Origin of the sequence: Flavobacterium sp. FlaQc-47 (genome assembly GCF_044006475.1) — a bacterium.
In the GTDB taxonomy this organism is placed as follows: domain Bacteria; phylum Bacteroidota; class Bacteroidia; order Flavobacteriales; family Flavobacteriaceae; genus Flavobacterium.
Window position 1 is genome coordinate 1116277 of sequence record NZ_JBIPCQ010000001.1, and the last position, 18010, is coordinate 1134286.

The window sequence follows — 18010 nt, forward strand, 5'->3', positions numbered from 1 at the left end:
TTTCCGATTTGTTAGCGTTATTTTGTAAATTCTTTTTTATCAATTAAAAAAGAGATCAAAAACAAAAAATCTAGATAAAGGATGAATGCAACAATAACAGCTATCGGTGGCTTTGTACCCAGTTATGTACTTAGTAATGAGATGATCTCGAAAATGGTTGATACAACGGATGAATGGATTGAAAAAAGAACAGGGATAAAAGAGCGCAGATTAGCGACGAACGAAAATCTCTCAACATCAGATCTTGCCAACGCTGCAATTCAGAATTTATTAGACACCTATGAAATTGACCCTTTAGAAATTGATGGTTTAGTTTTAGCAACCGCAACTCCGGATCATCTTTTAACTCCTACAGCAAGTAAAGTTTGCGAAATAAGCGGTTTTACAAATGCATTTGGTTTTGACTTAAACGGCGCTTGCAGCGGTTTTTTATATGCATTAGAAATGGCGACGACTATGATCGAAAGCGGTCGTTATAAAAAAGTTGTGGTCGTTGGAGCAGATACAATGAGTTCTATTGTTGATTATGAAGACCGTAATACCTGTATACTTTTTGGAGATGGGGCAGGAGCGGTTCTTTTAGAGAAAACTGAAAAAGAATGCGGCGTAATGAAAAGTATTTTGAGAACAGACGGAACCGGAACATCGGCATTATATGTGCCTGCAGGAGGTTCTAAAGTACCGGCTGGCATGCAAAGTATTTTACACAGAGAACATTTTATCAAACAGGAAGGTTCATATGTATTTAAAAAAGCGGTTGAATCAATGAGCAGCGTTTCTCAGGATGCTCTTGCCAGTAATGATTTAAGTGTGAAAGATATTGACTGGGTGGTGCCACATCAGGCAAATCTAAGAATTATCAAAGCCGTAAGCGAGCATTTGAATATAGGTATTGAAAAAGTCAAAGTAAATATTCATAAATACGGTAATACAACGTCAGCAACGATTCCGTTATGTCTTTGGGATTTTAAAAATGATTTTAAAGAAGGTCAAAATATTTTGATTACCACTTTTGGAGCTGGTTTTTCATGGGGCGCAACTTGCATCAAGTGGGGTGTTATGAGAGCGCTTAAAGCAGTACAATATTCAACAAACGGCGAATTATTGAAACATAATTTAATGTATTAATAAGAGCTTAAATTTTTTAAAAATCTTAATAATACATAGTATTAGTCTTGCGTTCAATTCTATTACTATTTTGACAGATCGCAGGCATAGATTTTAATCTAAAAAAACACAGGATCAATTTTATATTGGTACTGTGTTTTTATTTTGTATCAGTTTTACAATTCCTCTCTATTTTAAATAATTTGGAAAAAAAATGTGAATTGTCGTCGAGTGTTAATTTACAATGTCATGTAAAGCCTGAAATAGGTTTAGTGGATATTCTGCAATTCGGTTACACAAATACAAATACCATTCTTTTCCGTACACAAAGTATAGTTTAGTCGAATATCCTTGTTCTTTTAAATGGATTAGTTGTTGCGTCTGGATTCCGTACAAGCTTTCAAATTCATATAAATCTTTGCTTGGTTTATAGTTTTCAATTAATTTAACAACTTCTTTCTGGATCACGTCATGGTGCGTTGCAATGGCACAACTGTGTTTTCTGGATAATAATTGATCGATGTAGTATAAATAACGCTCGTCAAGTTCAGCTCCTCTTGGGATTGAAACATCTTTTGGAGTTTCAAACGCTCCTTTAACGATTCTGATTCTTCCGTTTTCTTTTATTAAATCCTCAAAATCATCTTTTGATCTGTGTAAATAAGCCTGAAGTGTTATCGAAGTATTTTTATAGGTTTTAGACGCTGTTTTGTAAATTTCGATAATAGCATTTGTAATTGCTACATTTTCGGCACTAATTGTAATTTCTATATTTTCTTTTTCAGCTTCCTGACAAATTAAATTTAAATTATTAAGACATAAATCGCGCGAGATTGATAATCCGATATGAGAAAGATCGAGAGAAATAGTCGAATTCAATTTTTGGTATTTAATCTCGTGAGTAATTCTAATGAATTCGTTGGTCGCTTCAACAGCTTCTTTTTCTGTTAGTGTGTTTTCGCCCATAAATTCCATTGAACATTTAAAACCTTGTTTGTTTTGTTCCTTTACTTTAACAATAGTTTCGTCTAGTGTTTCACCACCTATATAACGATCGGCGGCTTTTTTTATGGTTTTAAATACAACTTCGTTTGAAAGTATATATTCTTTTGCTTGTTCATTCAATGCCGCTTTTCTTAAAGCATTGGCTCCCATTAATAGTAAATCTTTTTCCATTTATTGATTAAGTTTTATAGGTATTAAAGTATCAAAGCTGGTTTGATAGTGTATTGATATAATTTAGAATTTTACTTTCGTTTCGTCTGTAATACGTCCATTTGCCATGTCGTGTTGCAATTAGCAAATTTACTTTTTGCAGCATTTTCAAATAATGGGAAACGGTTGATTGTGACAAACCTGTTTTGTCCTGTATATGACAAACACAGACTCCGTCGCTAAGATCAGGAACATATTTTTGTTTAAGAAAATTATCTCCCGGTTTTTTGAGCCACTGTAATATATCCACCCGAATCGAGTTTGATGATACTTATTAATTTCTATAACATCGATATTGTAAATATATAATTATATATATCGAGATATATCGATATGATTATAAAAATATATAATTTAGAAAGCCATGAGATCTTCAACTTTCAAATTGAAAACTCATGGCTTTTATTTTTTTTCTACATAAATGATGTATGAGCAGAAATGATTTAAAAAAACTTATTCCTTATATAATATAATAGTGGCTTTATATCCTGTACCAACATTCCATTGACTGGCTTCAATAACTACTCCTTTATCATCAAAAACCTGAAATTCGGCTGTATTTGGCGATGCAGAACCCTCGTTTAAGGCTTCAAAATCAATTTTGTTGATTCCTTTTACTAATGTTATTTTAAAGCCTTTAAACTCACCATCTAAACTCACTTCTTTTTCAATTACTTTATCATTAAGATATACTCTGATTTTATCTCCGTCAACAAAAGCAGCATCACGATAACGAACTGTTGAAATGGATGAATTGGTTACAAATCCTCCTAAATATTCATTTCTTCTGTAAAAAATTCCCTCAACATTGGCTTCTTGTTTGTACAGAATATTATTTTTAAAAAGTTCATCCGGATTAATTTTTAAAACGGTTTCATCTTTTAAAGGTGCCGGATCAGTGTTTGGCGGCGGATCTGTCGTAGGTGCCATAGGCTCTTTAAGTTCGGGATTTTTTGAATTAATGGGTTTGTATTTACCATTCACTTCTTTTTGTGCATATCCTTGTATAGAAATGGCCATTACAGCAGCCAGGAACAATATTCTTTTCATAAAATGTAAATATTAATAAATAAAATAGAAGTTACGCATTAAAATTTAAACGCATTAACTCGTTTAAATAAAACATTTAATTAGAATATTTATTGTCTTTAATAAGTACTATTTATAATGAAATATTTTTTTCTCTGATATAAATACTTGAAATAAAAAACCCAACAGGTTTTTAAAATCTGTTGGGTTTGATGCTGCAAACTTTGATGCTGTAAACTTTTATCAATGTAATTATTTAATGACTTTTTTGAATCGCATCATTGGTATTCCTTTTACGATTAAATTGAGTTTTCCGTCTTTATCGATAGAATAACTGTCGGTTTTTTTAATTGTTTGTAAAAAGGTTTGTTCTCCGCCACCTTCGCAAAACATCATTGTAGTTGGACCTTGTTCACCAAATGTCAACGAATTTCCTTTTAGGGTAAATGGTGCACTGTAACCGTTGCAGCCTGCGTTTCCGAATACCTGATTATTGTTTTTATCAAATTTGATAAATGGTTTTTTGTCCGGATATAAACCTTCAAAAGCAATACGCGGACCAGAAATATATTCTAATTCCCAAGATGTAGTGTAGAGATCATCAGTTTTTGTAGTGTCTTTCATTGTGTTACAAGAATTAAAAGAGAGTGCCAAAACAGAAACAAATAGTACGATGTAATTTTTCATAAAATAAGATTTTAGAACATAAATTTAAAGATTTTTAAGAGACTTTGACTTATAAATCCGACTTATTTTAATTGTAGTTTTAAAATAATGTGGATTAAAAGGCAATATTATGTCATTATAAAAATGTGTTTCTAAAATCATACCATACTTTTTAAAAGCTGGAATTCATCATAATTATTTCACATCAGAAAAATAATAACTTAACAGATTTCGAACTAAAATCCTGATTTACATTTTACATAAAATCAGGATTTCTGTTGTTTAAAATGTAAGAAAAATTAAAATTATTTAGAAAATTATCGAATTATTTAAAAACAAGACTTTTTTTTAGCTTAAAAACAGCTTTAAATTCCTATAAATACGGGATTTTTACTGTGAATCACTGTATTTTTAAATTTAACATTAATGTATTTAAAATCAGGTATTTATACGGTAAAATACGTCACTTACTTTGACGAGTTTTGTTATGTTTAAAATAAAATCTTACAAATAAAAAATAGTTTGTAAGGAAATAAAACCGTTCGTTTTTAGTCAATTCAATTCTTACAATATACCAAGTTATTATCTAACCTTAAAAATTGAAAATTATGAAAAGTAGAAGTGCTCCCGTTTTTTTAAAGATTTTAATTATAAAAAATGTTTAACCCCATTACAATTAAATCATATGAAAAATTTATACAAAATTATTATGTTTTGTTTCTGTGGAATGGCGTATTCTCAGACTCAGGATGATATTGACAAGATCAGGTCAGCCTCAAACATTGCAGCACTGGAATCTTTAAGTGCCACTTACAAAGCCGAAGCTCAAAAAAACAAGGAAAGGGCTATCGCTCTTGCTCGTGCTAATGGCTGGAGTATTACGTTTATTAATAAAGACGGAACGCAAAGCGAGTTAGTAGATGTTTCTGCAGACGGAAAAACTCCTATTTATTTAACCCCTGAAAATGTAGATGCTGCCAAATCAACGCGCGCAAATTTTTTAAATTCAGGCGGAGCTTTAGGTCTTTCGCTTGACGGTCAAAACATGACGGCCTATGTTTGGGATGGCGGTCCTACACTTCCTACTCATAATGAATTTGGCGGGAGAGTGGCTATTCTGGATGGTGTTACTGCCATTGATCCTACGATTAACAACAGTCAGCACGCCAATCATGTTACGGGAACAATCGTAGCGGCGGGTGTTGTGGCAACAGCAAAAGGAATGGCGAATCAGGCAAATGCAAGAACCAACAATTGGGATAATGATTTGTCTGAAGCTTCGGCAGCAGCAACAAATGGTATGTTGATTTCCAATCATTCTTACGGATGGAGAATCAGGAATCAATTTAATACGCCTCTTCCGGCATGGAGATTTGGAGCTTATGAAGCGGAAGCAAGAAGCTGGGACGATATTATGTTTAATGCTCCGTATTATTTAATGATTAAATCTGCCGGAAATGATGGAACTGATAATACAGCCAATACCAACCCGATAGGTGGTGCTGCTTATGACAAGCTTGTAGGCGCAAGTACTGCAAAAAACAGTCTTGTAATTGCGAGTGCAAATGATGCTGTGATAAGCAGTTCAGGCGCATTATCAAGTGTTACTATTAGTAGTTTCAGTAGTCAGGGACCTACAGATGATTTGCGAATCAAACCGGATCTTGCAGGCAACGGAGCTTCGTTATATTCAAGTGCTGCACTAACATCTCCTATTACTCCGCTTGTAAATAACAGTTATGGATTTGCTTCAGGAACTTCTATGGCATCTCCTAACGTTACCGGAACCTTGCTTTTACTGCAACAGCATTATAAAAACAAAACGGGTGTTTTTATGCGTTCTGCAACCTTAAAAGGATTGGCTTTGCATACGGCTGATGATGCGGGAGTTGCGGGTCCTGATGCTGTTTTTGGCTGGGGATTATTAAATGCAAAATTCGCTGCTGAATCTATTACTAAAAAAGGATCCCATGCTATTATCGACGAAAGAACGCTTAATAATGGCGGAACTTACAGCTATACCGTAACATCTGATGGTATAAATCCGTTGATTGTTTCTTTATCATGGACAGATCCTGCCGGAGTTGCGTATGCCGGAAGTACTGCAAATATTGCTACTGCAAAACTGGTGAATGATTTAGATATCCGTGTAGTAAATTCAGCCGGTACAACTATTTTTCCGTATAAATTATTGACAGCTACCGTAAATGCATTCGCTGATAATACAAAAGATCCGTATGAGAAAATTAGAATCGCTGCAGCTGCGGGAAACTACACAATAAACATTTCCCATAAAGGAACTTTGACAAACGGCAATCAAAAATATTCTGTAATTGTTACGGGAATCAATTTGCCAGTTGCTGATTTATATATCAAGGACAGACCTTATGATACGGGAGTTGAGCCTAACCCGGATTCAGGACCTATGTGGATTAGCGATGATATCTGGGTACGCCAAAATGCTGATGGCGGTCTTGTACACGAAAATCCTGAATATAAAACAAGTTCACCAAATGCGGTTTATATCAGAGTTTATAATAGAGGACTTGCTGCAAGTTCTGGCGGAAAAGTCAAACTTTATTATGCAAAAGCTTCTACAGGATTAACCTGGCCTACCAATTTTATCAATTATTATCAAGGAGGCATATTGCATGGTGACTATATTGGCGAAGTGAATATTCCGTCTATTGCTGTGGGAAGCAGCGCCATTGTTACAATACCTTGGTATCCGCCTAATCCTGCCATTTTCCCTACAGATCAGCATCATTTTTGTATGACTGCCAGAATTGAATCGGCAACTGATCCTATGTTTAATGAAGTATATTATACCGGAATTGGCGCAAATGCTCAAAACAATAACAATATTGCCTGGAAAAACCTGAGTGTTTATAATTTAAATACTACTGATGTTGTGGCTCCAACGACTGTTTTTATTAGAGGAATAAAATCTAAAACGGTAAACGTAAGGTTTATTGATAAAGGATTTAATGAAGAACTTAAAAATAATTTCTTTGAATTAGGCGGAACAATCGAAGCAACGCTTGATCCTAAATTATTTGAAAGAGCAGAGAAAAACGGAAGTTTAAAAGGAGTGAAAATTATTGATAAAAATAAAATTCTGATCACTTCGAGAGAAGCGTCAATTGCCAATTTGCCTATTGATATTTATGAAACTTTTCCAATTACATTTGATTTTAGAGTGGCAAAAGAATTTCCGCAGGATCAGCAAATTACAATAGATCTTGTTCAGGAAGATGCTAAAAGCGGAGAACTGGAAGGCGGAGAACGTTTTGCTCTTGTAAAAGCAGAAAAACGTGATGCCAAAACAAATGAGATAGTGCTTGCTGAAGCTGCTGAATCCAGAGTTTTTACAATTTATCCTAATCCTACTAACGGAATATTTACTGTAAGTATTAACAATGAGGAACAAGGAATTCTGAAAATATCAAGCATCTATAACACGGTTGTTTTTGAAGAAAAAACGAATAAACAAAGAGACTTTAATGTGAATATCGCAAAACAAGTTCCCGGAATTTATATCGTTCAGTTTTTATCTGATAATGGAACTGTCACTACACGAAAAATTATTAAAAATTAATTGTATTACATTTTAGTCAAAACTAAGAAAATCCCATTTCGTCATGAAATGGGATTTTTGATTTTAGAACCTTAATTTATTGAATTTTTATAATTGAAAAACTGCTTAAAGAACATGGAAAGTATGAGAGCAAACTAAACCTGTAATTGAAAATCAATTTTAGATATATCTTAATTTTTCTTCTTCAATGTCTAAATAATGCATTTGTCGCCTGATAAGCGATTCGTCTAACGTTTTGTCTTCATGGTTTTTATGAATTAGCCACGCTCTTTGTTTATTTAATAAATCGAGGTAAATTTCTTTTAAATCCTTGCTAATAGATTCATTGTCAGCTTCATCATTAGTGTGCTGTTCCCACTTTATGATTAATTGCTGCAACGAAGTATTATTTTCGACATGATCGTTATAATGCGTTTTGATATAATCTAAAGCATATTCGGCTAATTCTCTACGCAATTGTTTATAGGCTTCTTCGCGTGGTAAAGCATCATCGTCTATCTTAAAATTTAGTTTTTTAATAAAATAAGGCAGGGTTAATCCTTGAATTACAAGCGTTAACAAAATAACGACAAAAGTGATAAACAAGATAAGGTTTCGTTGCGGGAAACCGTTTCCGTTGTTTAAATAAACTGGTATTGATAAGGCTGCCGCCAATGATACAACACCTCTCATTCCAGTCCAGCCCAATATAAACGGAGCTTTTAATCCCGGATTTCTACTATCGGCCACCGTGATAAAATTACGGGCAATAAGTGTAACCACCACAGCACCGTAAGTAGATAATATCCTGCTGACAATTAAAACAGCCGTAATTAAAACGCCATATCCTATTGCAGTTACAATACTTACTTCTTCAAGACCTTTAGTAATTTGCGGTAAATCTAAACCAATTAGCATAAAAACCAATCCGTTTAATATAAAACAAAAGCTTTCCCATACATTGATTCCCTGCAAACGCGATTTACTGCTCAAAAATCGATGTCTGTTATTCGATAAAAGCAATCCGCCACAAACCACGGCTAATACTCCGGAACTATGTGCTTCCTCAGCAGCAAGATAGATAATATAAGGTGTAAGCAAGGACAAAACAATATCGACATTAGCATCTGTAGGCAGGTATTTGTGTGCTTTCATAAAAAGCCAGCCTATTAATAAACCAATTCCAACACCGCCAAAAATCATCCAGCTAAAACTCATCGCAGCTTTATAAAATATAAACTGTTCGGTTGCGACGGCAATCATCGCAAATCTGAAAATAATTAAGGACGACGCGTCATTCAGCAAACTTTCACCTTCTAAAATAGAGGAGATTGTTTTGGGTACTTTGACAAATTTCAGGATTGCTCCGGCGCTTACAGCATCAGGAGGAGAAACGATTCCGCCCAATAAAAAACCTAATGCTAATGAAAAACCCGGAAAAAAATAATTGGAAACTAATGCAACAGAAAGTGCCGATACAAATACAACTACAAAAGCAAAACTGGTAATAATACGTCGCCAGCGCCACATTTCTTTCCAGGAAACCGTCCAGGCAGCTTCATATAATAAGGGTGGAAGGAAAATAAAAAATATAAGGTCAGGTTCTATTTTTATAAGAGGCACACCGGGAATAAAACTAATTGCTAATCCCGCTAATACCAGCAAAATAGGATACGCTATTTTTATTTTATTAGCGAGCATAATCAGCAGTAAAATAACTACTAACAGACCCAGATAAAAAGGAAAATTGTTGAACATCTATTTGGTTAAGGTTTTGGTTTGTGATTTTTAATTTAAGCTTCTGCATTGAATTGGTTTAAAACCGGTATGACTGACCTAATTCATATTCTAATTTACTAAATAAATCACGAATAATCTGCTGTTCCTTTAAAGATAAATGAAGCGCTTCATAGATTTGTTAGGAAAAAAAAGAAATATTGACTTATTTGTTTCGCTAAAGAGGTTCCTTTTATAAGATCAGGATGAAAAAGTAAGGTGGGAACCGTATTATACTGCGCTATTTTATCCAATTTTATAAGGTGTTCCATTTTTTATTCTTTAAATTTCTATTACAAATATAGCATGCAGATTTGTAGTAGGTTAACTCAAATGATTAAATTAAGTAATATTGGTAATGGTATGGCGATCTCGCTCTAAAATATGAATAGACGACTAGTAAATTTAGAAAATTTCTTCAAATTTTATTTGCGTTCGCGTAAGATAATTTTAAACCTTTCAAGTTGTCTTCTATGGCGTAAAATATGTACAATGGCATGTTCTGTAATTTGTTCAATATCATAAAGTTGTCCCCATGAAGTGACTATTTTTTTAGTGTTGTCAGATTCTTCAAGCTGATTATCATTAATATTTTGAAATGTTTCCTGAGTGAAAATAAAAAAATCTCTCAGGTCTTTTTGATAATCAGCTATAGTTGTTCTAAAAATCTCCTCCGGAAAATCCAATGATTTATCTGATAATCGTTTGATATACAATGCATAGGCGTAACCGGAATTTACAACATGAGCCAGAACGGATTGCACAGATACGCAACTTGTATCTGTTGTAACAGGATCAGCAATTGCAATCAGTTCATTGTCTGTAATACCATCAATGGTGTGGCTTAAATCTAAAATGGCTCTTTCGTATTCGTCAAGTAAAGCTCCAACTGCGCCTTTTCTGGATATTTTATTCATAAAAACAGTGCATTTTGTGCTAATATAAAACTATTTTCAGTAACAATTAAATCAATTTTTAAAGCAACTTCTCAAACAAAATATCTTCCCATCGCTTTGATTATTTGGGTTTTTCTAATTTTTCATTTAAATAAATTTACACTTAATCGGATAAATATGTACTTAGTCGATTATTTTTATTTGGTAAAATTCTATTAATACGTATATTCGTAAAAAAAATATTTAAATGTTACAATTACATTTAAATCATTATGATGGATTTTTGAATTCATTTTTGAGGTAAAACCGATCATTTATTAGAGAGAAATTTGATTTAGCTTTTATTTAAAACAGAATAATTTAAAACTGAATTAAATTTTAGAAATCCGCATAAAAGTTATAGATAGAAATTGAAGTTGTGAGGGCTTTAATAATGCATTTGATTGAAGTAAAGTAAATATATTGACCAATGAAATTAAACCCCCAAATAATTTTAATATATGAAAAAACTTTTATTACAAGTCGCCCTTTTCCTTTGCAGTTACCTTGCAATGGGGCAAAAAACGCTCTTTACACCTACAGAATGGAGCAACCCCAACAATGAGTTTTATAATAATGTATCGAACTCCAGGAAATACGAATCGACAAATTTCGTGGTTTACTGGGGAGACAAAGTGGGTACAAATCCTGCCGCATATGCTGATGCGGCGTTACGATTTACGCCTAAATCAGTTGCAGATACGCTCGAACACAGTTTTAAACGGTATATCACAGATTTAAAATTTATTAATAACGCGGCAACAACAAATTTTGGGAAGTACAAAATCATTATTATGATGATGAATACCTGGAACTCCACAGATCCGCGTTTAGAGGCTTTTGCACAGGCGAGCTCCTTTAGTAATACCATTGGTGCCATGTTTGTGCATCCTGAAGCCACCCGAGATGGCGGTGCACTATCTCATGAATTTGCACATACGCTCCAAATGATGATGGGAATTCAGGAAAATCCCGGTAACGGAACCGCATTTGCGGGATATGACTGGGCAGGTCCGTTTTATGAAGGTCATGCTAATTTTATGCGCGCTCAGGCATATCCGCAATGGGCAGAAATCGACGGAACTTTAACAAGATGGATCCAGACCAGAAATTTTATGTGGTCGTCCAACCGTCATCATTACACTAATTTTCATTTGATGTATTATGTGCAGGAAAAAGACGGTTTTGATTTTACCCGAAGAATGTGGGCAGAATCTAAAAATCAGGAACATCCGCTGGAAACCATCAAAAGGCTTAAAGGATTTACGCAGGAGCAACTTAACGATTATCTTTGGGGTTATGCGCAAAGACAACCCGCATTTGATTATCCTATTCAATGGAATTCCCAAGTAAATACAACCAGTAATTTTGGTAAAAAAATTAGGGAAACCTATACTTCCATTAAAAATAATATGCCTCGATATACGAGCAGACAATATACATTATTGACTAAAGTGGCAGGAACTACTGATCAATATTATCCTAATAATGACTGGGCTCCACAGGATTATGGTATGAATATAATTCCGTTATATCCTACTTGTACAGGAACCCAGAAAAAAGTCACCATTAAATTCAAAGGGCATACAGAAGTGAATCCAACCCAAGCCGGATGGCGTTATGGCTTTGTTACTACAAAAACGGATGGAACAGTTTCTCGTTACAGCTCAATGTATAATACAGATGGCGAAGCATCATTTGAACTTAATTCAGCAACAGAAGCAGGTATTTTTCTGGTAGTATTTTCAGCTCCAAAAGTGCACGTGAATTATAATATGGATGTAGGTTATCCAAAACAAAGACGATATCCTTATGAGTTAAAAATTGCCAATGCTAATCCGGAAGGATTTCAGGCAGCCGCAGATTTCAGAAAATTTCTTAAAACAAATGGTCGCCTGCATTCTAATGGCGGCGGATGGGTTTCTAATAGCGCAAGTGTTGCAGCCTCAGTTTATGTAGGACCGTATGCAATTGTGAGACGTGGTACTATTTCGGGAAACGCGCGTATCGATGGTTATGCCATGGTTGACGGTGGCACTATAACCGGAAATGCTATTGTTCGTGACAATGCATGTGTTTATAATGCCAATTTATCAAGTAATGCTATTGTTGAAGGAAATGCCTGGATGGAAGGCGGTTCTGTTACCAATACGGCAAATATAAAAGGCAATGCAATGCTGTTTGCGGGTAATTTTGGAGGTGCTGTTGTTGTAGGCGGAGATGCTGAAATAGGAAGCTGTTCGACGGCTGGTGTTTATCTTCAATTTCCTTATTGGAGAAATGGCCGTACAGAATGTGATGGAAAAGGTGTTAATGACGTTTCTAATATTGATATAAATCCTGCTTTTACGAATTTCTCTCCGGCGGTAATGGCTTTTAGTACAATACCAGGTTGTACAACAACAACACTTACAAGCACTAATTCAATTTTAGATGCAGAAGAAGTGAATCTGAGCGTATTTCCAAATCCAACAGGGGGGAACCTGACGATTTCATTTATACAAAATCAAGAAGAAAAAGTCACGATCTCATTATTTGACATGAACGGAAGAAAACTAGATGTAATCACAAATAAAAATTATGATACGGGCAGAATTGACATTCCGTACAACTGTAATCGCTTGGTTCCGGGAGTTTATTTATTGCGTATTCAAACAGGAAATGCTGTTGTAAATAAAACATTTATAAAACAGTAATTAAATAATTACGAAGAAATCAGCCCTGTCATTTTTAAATATGACAGGGCTTTTTTTTGCAGCACTTTTATTTGTTACATGAAAAACACTTTAGGTAAGGTAGAAAAATCAATGAAAACAGGTATTTTTTATCCGTAATCCTTATAATAGCTTTGCATAAAATTATTATAAATAGATCATCTTATGAAAAACTTGATTTTTAACACTTCTACAAAGGCAAAATTTTTCTTTTGCATCACAATTATTTTTTTAGGTTTAACTGCTTGTTCAAAAGATGATGGTGGCGGATCTGATGCTTCTACATCAAAAGATTATTATTTTAAAGCGAGTCTGGACGGACGAAAAATTGATTTTCGTGTTGTAAAATTTCAGGGTGGAGGTAATGACAACCGTTTTGAACAAATTGTGGTTGGCGGCTATGAAACTTCTTTCCCAACAACTTCCGGCGCAACTTTACCGCCTTCTTTAGACTTTGAAATCTGGAATCTGGGCGGCAATATTACTGCAGGAACTTATACAACACCGTCAGAATTAGTGATGATTGCACGTTATGCGATCCAGACAAAAAATGGAACGTTGCTTTACAATACATCTTATTCAGATGATTTGTTTACGGTTAAAATTGAAAAGATAAGCAAAGAGGAAGGTATTAAAGGGATATTTTCCGGCACTGTACGAAATTTTGAAGGAGCGCCAATTAGTGTAACCGATGGATCTTTCAATCTGCCTTATGATAAATTGATAAATCCTTAATGAATAAAAATATTCATTAAGGATTTTGATATAAAATTTAAACGGTAATTTTTATTTACTCTTTTTCAGGGCATCTAACAATTCTACCATATCAACCACAGCATAAGTCGATGAATAATCAGATACTGCATATGGCAATATTAAACTATTGTTGTGAATTATGGCTCCACAGGAATATACAACATTTGGTACATAACCTTCGCGCTCATCTTCAAGCGGAGAAAGCAAAGGTTCGCTAAGGCGTCCAATTTCCTGAGAAGGATTATCAAGATCAAACAATGATGCACCTATGCAGTAACGTCTCATTGTACCTACACCGTGTGTAATTACGAGCCAGCCTTCTGAAGTCCAGAGAGGCGATCCGCAGTTTCCTATTTGTGTTAATTCCCAGGTATAACGAGGTTCTTGTAAAAGAATTGGATTATTCCATTGTGTAACCCGATCAGAATACATGATATAATTGTTCACGCCATCGATTCTTGAAAGCATGGCATATTTACCTTTAATTTTTCGGGGAAATAAGGCAAGATTTTTATTTTGGGCACCGGCACCATGCAAAGGCATTACTCTAAAGGTGTAAAAATCTTCGGTAGAAATAAGTTTAGGCAATATCGTATGACCATTATAAGCGGTATAAGTTGCCATTACACGACTTGATTCATCATCGTCATCATCAAAACGTACAAAACGGGCATCTTCAATACCACGGCTTTCCGACTCAGAAATAGGAAATATAACTCGTTCCGTAATATCTGAATCGTGTTTGAATTGCAAATCATAAAACGAGTCAGCAAGCCAGATGATTTCTTCGAGTGCAGTGCGTCTTTCCTGACGGATTGAAGGATCGCTCAATGCGGTGTTTACAGCACTTTTTAATACAGCAAATTCAAACTCACTGGGTAAATCCTGCATAATTTGCGAAATGTACTTGTCCTGCGTGTGCATTTCTGATAATTTCAATAAAAAGCGTTCTTTATTAAATAAGGTTTTATGTTCAATCTCAGCCTTATCAATGTTGTGACCAATTTTCATTACCTGAAGATTATTGTCTTTATCGAGAATTCCACGTCTAAAAACAATCGATGAAATATGACCTTCACCCGTGGCTCTAAAAGAAATAATTACACGTTTTTCACCTGTTTCAAGACCTGACTGATCAAAATCTTCTACTATTGAAGGATTAAAAATAGCAGCAGATTCAATAGCATATTCCATGGTACAATAAGACCCGATAAGCATTTTTCGATCCAGCGAAATTGCCTCATAATCAATTTGCATCGATTCGATTACATCTCGTATTTCCTCGCAGTGTTTGAAAAAAATCGCCGAAATATTTCGGTGGCGCCTTGCAAACTCACGAAGCGTTTGTTCTAACGTTTCTAATACCTGTCTATCATTCAGCACCATTATGCGGGCAACCATTTGTTTGGTCCGTTCTTCGCCATTCATAAAATATCTAGCAACAACTCTTCTGGAATCGGGGGTAAATTTTATATTTTTTCGGATGACGGATACTCGCATAATAAGTCTGTTTTTTTATATGTTAGAAAAATTAATTCAGATAGCTACTTACTTTTCATTTTTTTAATGTAGCGGTCTTACTGTTTTAAACTAGATTTTATAGTATCTAGTATATTTATATCTATACAAGTTAGTAATTTTGTTATCTAAAAAAAACTTTATTTTTAAAACTTTAATTCAAAATTCACTTTTCAATCGTTGCTTTTTCCTTAAAAATAAAACACAAAAAAGCTTGAAATTAGAAGTTTTACAAATCAACTAAAAACTTTAATCAAATTCCCTACTAATCAGTTTACTTATTATTTCCTAACGTATAAGTACTTTCAACGTTCCTTAAAACGAATCGTTTGCTTTTTAATAGGGTAAAATTTCTAGTATTGACTACCATTTCTAAAATTCTTTAATTGATTTTATAAGCGATTAATTTTTTTTGCTGTGATTTTTTGTTTGTAAATCCATAAATCAACATTTTAATCTGCAGTGATTATTTTGAAGATTTAAAATGATATAATCTGTTTTTTAACTACTAATCGAATTAATTTTAAAATTAAGTAATTAATTTGGAAAAATTACATAATAATTTCAAAGTATGCTGTTTTATTAAAATTGAAATTTTAACAAAAATCATAATTTTAATGTAGTAAAATGTTGATAAGTAGTTGCTTAAGTTGAAAGAAATACTTGTATATGCAAGAAATTAATATTTATATTTGGTAACGGATATTGTCTATTAATCTAAACAGTTACTTAAAATGGAAAAAGCTATAAAACTAAAAGTTCGGAAGGACCTGAGTGGTCAGGAGCAGCAAAATATAATTAAATTAAAAGGAAGTTTAATTTCTAAGGGATATACGGAGATAATACACATTCTGGATCAGGATGATGATTTTCATATCAATTCTTTTGAAACCGCAGCAGAATCAAAAAATGAGGTTCAGGAATTTATTGCGGCATTCATTACCAGAGAAAACCTTACAGATACCATTACGCTTTTTAAATAGCTTATTTTCCCCCACCAAATAGTTATATTTTAGGAAGCGAATTCACCATTCATCAAAAAATACAAAACCTCCAAAATCATTTGATTTTTGGAGGTTTTGTATTTTAATCCGGTACTAAAACAATTCTTTAATAAAATCTGTTTAGCTATTTCTGATTTTATGAAGAAATAAAAAAACTAAAATATTTTATTTTTCGATATTTAAAATATACTTTTTAGTATATTTGTACTCTAATATAAATTTACTATGCTGACAAAAGCTGAAAAAACAAAACAATTCATACTTGAAACTGCGGTACCTCTTTATAACGAAAAAGGTATTTCGGGAGTTAATATTGATGATGTTCTGGAAGCAACAAAGCTTACAAAAGGCTGCCTTTACGGTCATTTTGAAAATAAAGAAGATCTGTCTGAGCAAGTGATTGATTTATCGCTTAAGATGGTTTCAGAGAAAATCAGAGCTGAAGTTTATAAAGGAAAAAATATAAAAGGAAAAATATTTGCCTTTCTTGATTTTTATAAAAACCCAATTGAAACTTATATTGCAGGAGGATGTCCTATATTTAATACTGCTGTAGAAGCTGATGATAATTATCCTTTTATAAAGCAAAAAGTTGCTAAAGTGGTTAAAAGCGGTCAGCAGGAATTAACGGCTTTACTTCAGGAGGGAATTAATAGTGGAGAATTTTCGACTACTCTTGATCCTGTCGTTTTTGCTTTTAAATTAGTAGCTTCTGTTGAAGGAGGAATTGTAATGTGCAGGGTTATGGATACATCAAAACCAATGCAAGGGCTAATTAAAAGTCTAAAATCTGAATTAGAACAATATATGATTTAATATTTTTTAAAATAAAATGTACTAAAAAGTATATTTTAAAATATACTAAAAAGTCTATTTAAGAAAAAAATGTTGGTCTGATTTTTAAAAGTAAAATTTAAAATAATAAATAAGATGCAAATAAAAGATAAAACAATATTGATTACCGGAGGAGCTTCTGGCATAGGTTTAGAATCTGCAAAACAATTTTTAGCCGAAGGTGCCAGTGTCATTATCACAGGTAGAAATGAAGCTAAATTGGAGGCTGCAAAAAAAATGTTTCCATCACTAACCATTATAAAAAGTGACGTTGAAAACCAGGATGATGGAGTTGCACTATTTGACAAAGTTGTTGCTCTGGGCGGAATCGATATTTTATACAATAATGCGGGTGTTGGAAGTCCCGCGCTTAATATGGGAATTGCAAATGATCAAATTTTGAAGAATGCGATTTACGAGATCAACATCAATTATTTTGGGGTCATAAGATTGAATAATCTTTTTATGAATATGCTCAAATCAAGAAATGAAGCGGCTATAATAAATACAACTTCTATTTTAAGTATGGTTCCGGCTTTAGAAGAACCCACTTATTCCGCCTCTAAAACAGCTTTAAGTTTTTATACCAGAATACTTAGAAAAAATTTAGAAATAGTAAACAGTAATTTAAAAGTCTTTGAATTGCTTCCTCCACTTGTAGCAACAGAAATGACAGCTCAAAGAAATGACAAGAAAATGACGCCGGAACAATTGGTGAAAACACTTATTTCCGGGATTAAAAAAGATCAATTCACGATTAGAGTAGGGGATTCGAAATTATTATATTTTGTGAATAGATTTTTTCCTCAACTGGCTTTTAATTTGGTTAATCCCAAAAAAATATATGCTGGACTAAAATCATCACTCAAACCTTAAAAT

Annotated in this window: 14 protein-coding genes; 7 read left to right on the forward strand and 7 right to left on the reverse strand. The window is 33.6% G+C overall.

The window, feature by feature from the left end:
* Positions 1-81 precede the first annotated feature (81 nt).
* Positions 82-1128: a beta-ketoacyl-ACP synthase III gene (locus ACHRVX_RS04650; protein WP_395329704.1), complete on the forward strand. Its 1047-nt coding sequence runs from the start codon at positions 82-84 to the stop codon at positions 1126-1128.
* A 213-nt stretch (positions 1129-1341) separates the two neighbouring features.
* Here ACHRVX_RS04650 and ACHRVX_RS04655 read toward each other — a convergent pair whose 3' ends face one another.
* The 4 genes from ACHRVX_RS04655 to ACHRVX_RS04670 all read right to left on the reverse strand — a co-directional run bounded on the left by ACHRVX_RS04655 (position 1342) and on the right by ACHRVX_RS04670 (position 4038).
* A complete protein-coding gene (locus ACHRVX_RS04655; protein WP_395329706.1) occupies positions 1342-2283 on the reverse strand; it encodes a proline dehydrogenase family protein in 942 nt (313 codons plus the stop codon).
* A gap of 31 nt (positions 2284-2314) precedes the next feature.
* A complete protein-coding gene (locus tag ACHRVX_RS04660; protein WP_395329708.1) occupies positions 2315-2572 on the reverse strand; it encodes an ArsR/SmtB family transcription factor in 258 nt (85 codons plus the stop codon).
* Positions 2573-2775: 203 nt separating this feature from the next.
* Entirely contained in the window at positions 2776-3372 is a 597-nt protein-coding gene (locus ACHRVX_RS04665; RefSeq protein WP_395329710.1) for a hypothetical protein, read from the reverse strand.
* A 231-nt stretch (positions 3373-3603) separates the two neighbouring features.
* Complete coding sequence (locus ACHRVX_RS04670) at positions 3604-4038, reverse strand: META domain-containing protein (protein WP_395329712.1); 435 nt, start codon at positions 4036-4038, stop codon at positions 3604-3606.
* Positions 4039-4702: 664 nt separating this feature from the next.
* Here ACHRVX_RS04670 and ACHRVX_RS04675 point away from each other — a divergent pair.
* Positions 4703-7615: a S8 family serine peptidase gene (locus ACHRVX_RS04675; protein WP_395329714.1), complete on the forward strand. Its 2913-nt coding sequence runs from the start codon at positions 4703-4705 to the stop codon at positions 7613-7615.
* Between the two features lie 159 nt (positions 7616-7774).
* Here ACHRVX_RS04675 and ACHRVX_RS04680 read toward each other — a convergent pair whose 3' ends face one another.
* Positions 7775-9352, reverse strand: a complete 1578-nt coding sequence (locus ACHRVX_RS04680; RefSeq protein WP_395329716.1) for a Na+/H+ antiporter — start codon at positions 9350-9352, stop codon at positions 7775-7777.
* A gap of 443 nt (positions 9353-9795) precedes the next feature.
* Positions 9796-10287: a DinB family protein gene (locus ACHRVX_RS04685; protein ID WP_395329718.1), complete on the reverse strand. Its 492-nt coding sequence runs from the start codon at positions 10285-10287 to the stop codon at positions 9796-9798.
* A gap of 479 nt (positions 10288-10766) precedes the next feature.
* On the opposite strand from ACHRVX_RS04685, the gene ACHRVX_RS04690 reads away from it, so the two are divergent.
* Both ACHRVX_RS04690 and ACHRVX_RS04695 read left to right on the forward strand, forming a co-directional pair.
* Entirely contained in the window at positions 10767-13001 is a 2235-nt protein-coding gene (locus tag ACHRVX_RS04690; protein WP_395329720.1) for a DUF6055 domain-containing protein, read from the forward strand.
* Positions 13002-13184: 183 nt separating this feature from the next.
* Positions 13185-13754 (forward strand): hypothetical protein, encoded by a 570-nt coding sequence (locus ACHRVX_RS04695; protein ID WP_395329722.1) that lies wholly within the window; start codon positions 13185-13187, stop codon positions 13752-13754.
* Positions 13755-13805: 51 nt separating this feature from the next.
* On the opposite strand, the gene ACHRVX_RS04700 is transcribed toward ACHRVX_RS04695, so the two are convergent.
* Positions 13806-15176, reverse strand: coding sequence for a glycoside hydrolase family 130 protein (locus ACHRVX_RS04700; protein ID WP_395329724.1), 1371 nt, complete (start codon positions 15174-15176; stop codon positions 13806-13808).
* An 851-nt stretch (positions 15177-16027) separates the two neighbouring features.
* Here ACHRVX_RS04700 and ACHRVX_RS04705 point away from each other — a divergent pair.
* The 3 genes from ACHRVX_RS04705 to ACHRVX_RS04715 all read left to right on the forward strand — a co-directional run bounded on the left by ACHRVX_RS04705 (position 16028) and on the right by ACHRVX_RS04715 (position 18007).
* Positions 16028-16276 carry a hypothetical protein gene (locus ACHRVX_RS04705; RefSeq protein WP_395329726.1) on the forward strand — a complete coding sequence of 83 codons (249 nt, stop codon included), beginning with the start codon at positions 16028-16030 and terminating at the stop codon, positions 16274-16276.
* 246 nt (positions 16277-16522) lie between these two features.
* Positions 16523-17113 (forward strand): TetR/AcrR family transcriptional regulator, encoded by a 591-nt coding sequence (locus ACHRVX_RS04710; RefSeq protein WP_395329728.1) that lies wholly within the window; start codon positions 16523-16525, stop codon positions 17111-17113.
* Between the two features lie 114 nt (positions 17114-17227).
* Positions 17228-18007 carry an SDR family oxidoreductase gene (locus ACHRVX_RS04715; protein ID WP_395329730.1) on the forward strand — a complete coding sequence of 260 codons (780 nt, stop codon included), beginning with the start codon at positions 17228-17230 and terminating at the stop codon, positions 18005-18007.
* Positions 18008-18010 lie beyond the last annotated feature (3 nt).

Coding starts and splice junctions, on each gene's coding strand:
- ACHRVX_RS04650 (WP_395329704.1), top strand. CDS start 82: ATGAATGCAACAATAACAGCTATCGGTGGCTTTGTACCCAGTTATGTA.
- ACHRVX_RS04655 (WP_395329706.1), bottom strand. CDS start 2,283: ATGGAAAAAGATTTACTATTAATGGGAGCCAATGCTTTAAGAAAAGCG.
- ACHRVX_RS04665 (WP_395329710.1), bottom strand. CDS start 3,372: ATGAAAAGAATATTGTTCCTGGCTGCTGTAATGGCCATTTCTATACAA.
- ACHRVX_RS04670 (WP_395329712.1), bottom strand. CDS start 4,038: ATGAAAAATTACATCGTACTATTTGTTTCTGTTTTGGCACTCTCTTTT.
- ACHRVX_RS04675 (WP_395329714.1), top strand. CDS start 4,703: ATGAAAAATTTATACAAAATTATTATGTTTTGTTTCTGTGGAATGGCG.
- ACHRVX_RS04680 (WP_395329716.1), bottom strand. CDS start 9,352: ATGTTCAACAATTTTCCTTTTTATCTGGGTCTGTTAGTAGTTATTTTA.
- ACHRVX_RS04685 (WP_395329718.1), bottom strand. CDS start 10,287: ATGAATAAAATATCCAGAAAAGGCGCAGTTGGAGCTTTACTTGACGAA.
- ACHRVX_RS04690 (WP_395329720.1), top strand. CDS start 10,767: ATGAAAAAACTTTTATTACAAGTCGCCCTTTTCCTTTGCAGTTACCTT.
- ACHRVX_RS04695 (WP_395329722.1), top strand. CDS start 13,185: ATGAAAAACTTGATTTTTAACACTTCTACAAAGGCAAAATTTTTCTTT.
- ACHRVX_RS04700 (WP_395329724.1), bottom strand. CDS start 15,176: ATGGTTGCCCGCATAATGGTGCTGAATGATAGACAGGTATTAGAAACG.
- ACHRVX_RS04705 (WP_395329726.1), top strand. CDS start 16,028: ATGGAAAAAGCTATAAAACTAAAAGTTCGGAAGGACCTGAGTGGTCAG.
- ACHRVX_RS04710 (WP_395329728.1), top strand. CDS start 16,523: ATGCTGACAAAAGCTGAAAAAACAAAACAATTCATACTTGAAACTGCG.
- ACHRVX_RS04715 (WP_395329730.1), top strand. CDS start 17,228: ATGCAAATAAAAGATAAAACAATATTGATTACCGGAGGAGCTTCTGGC.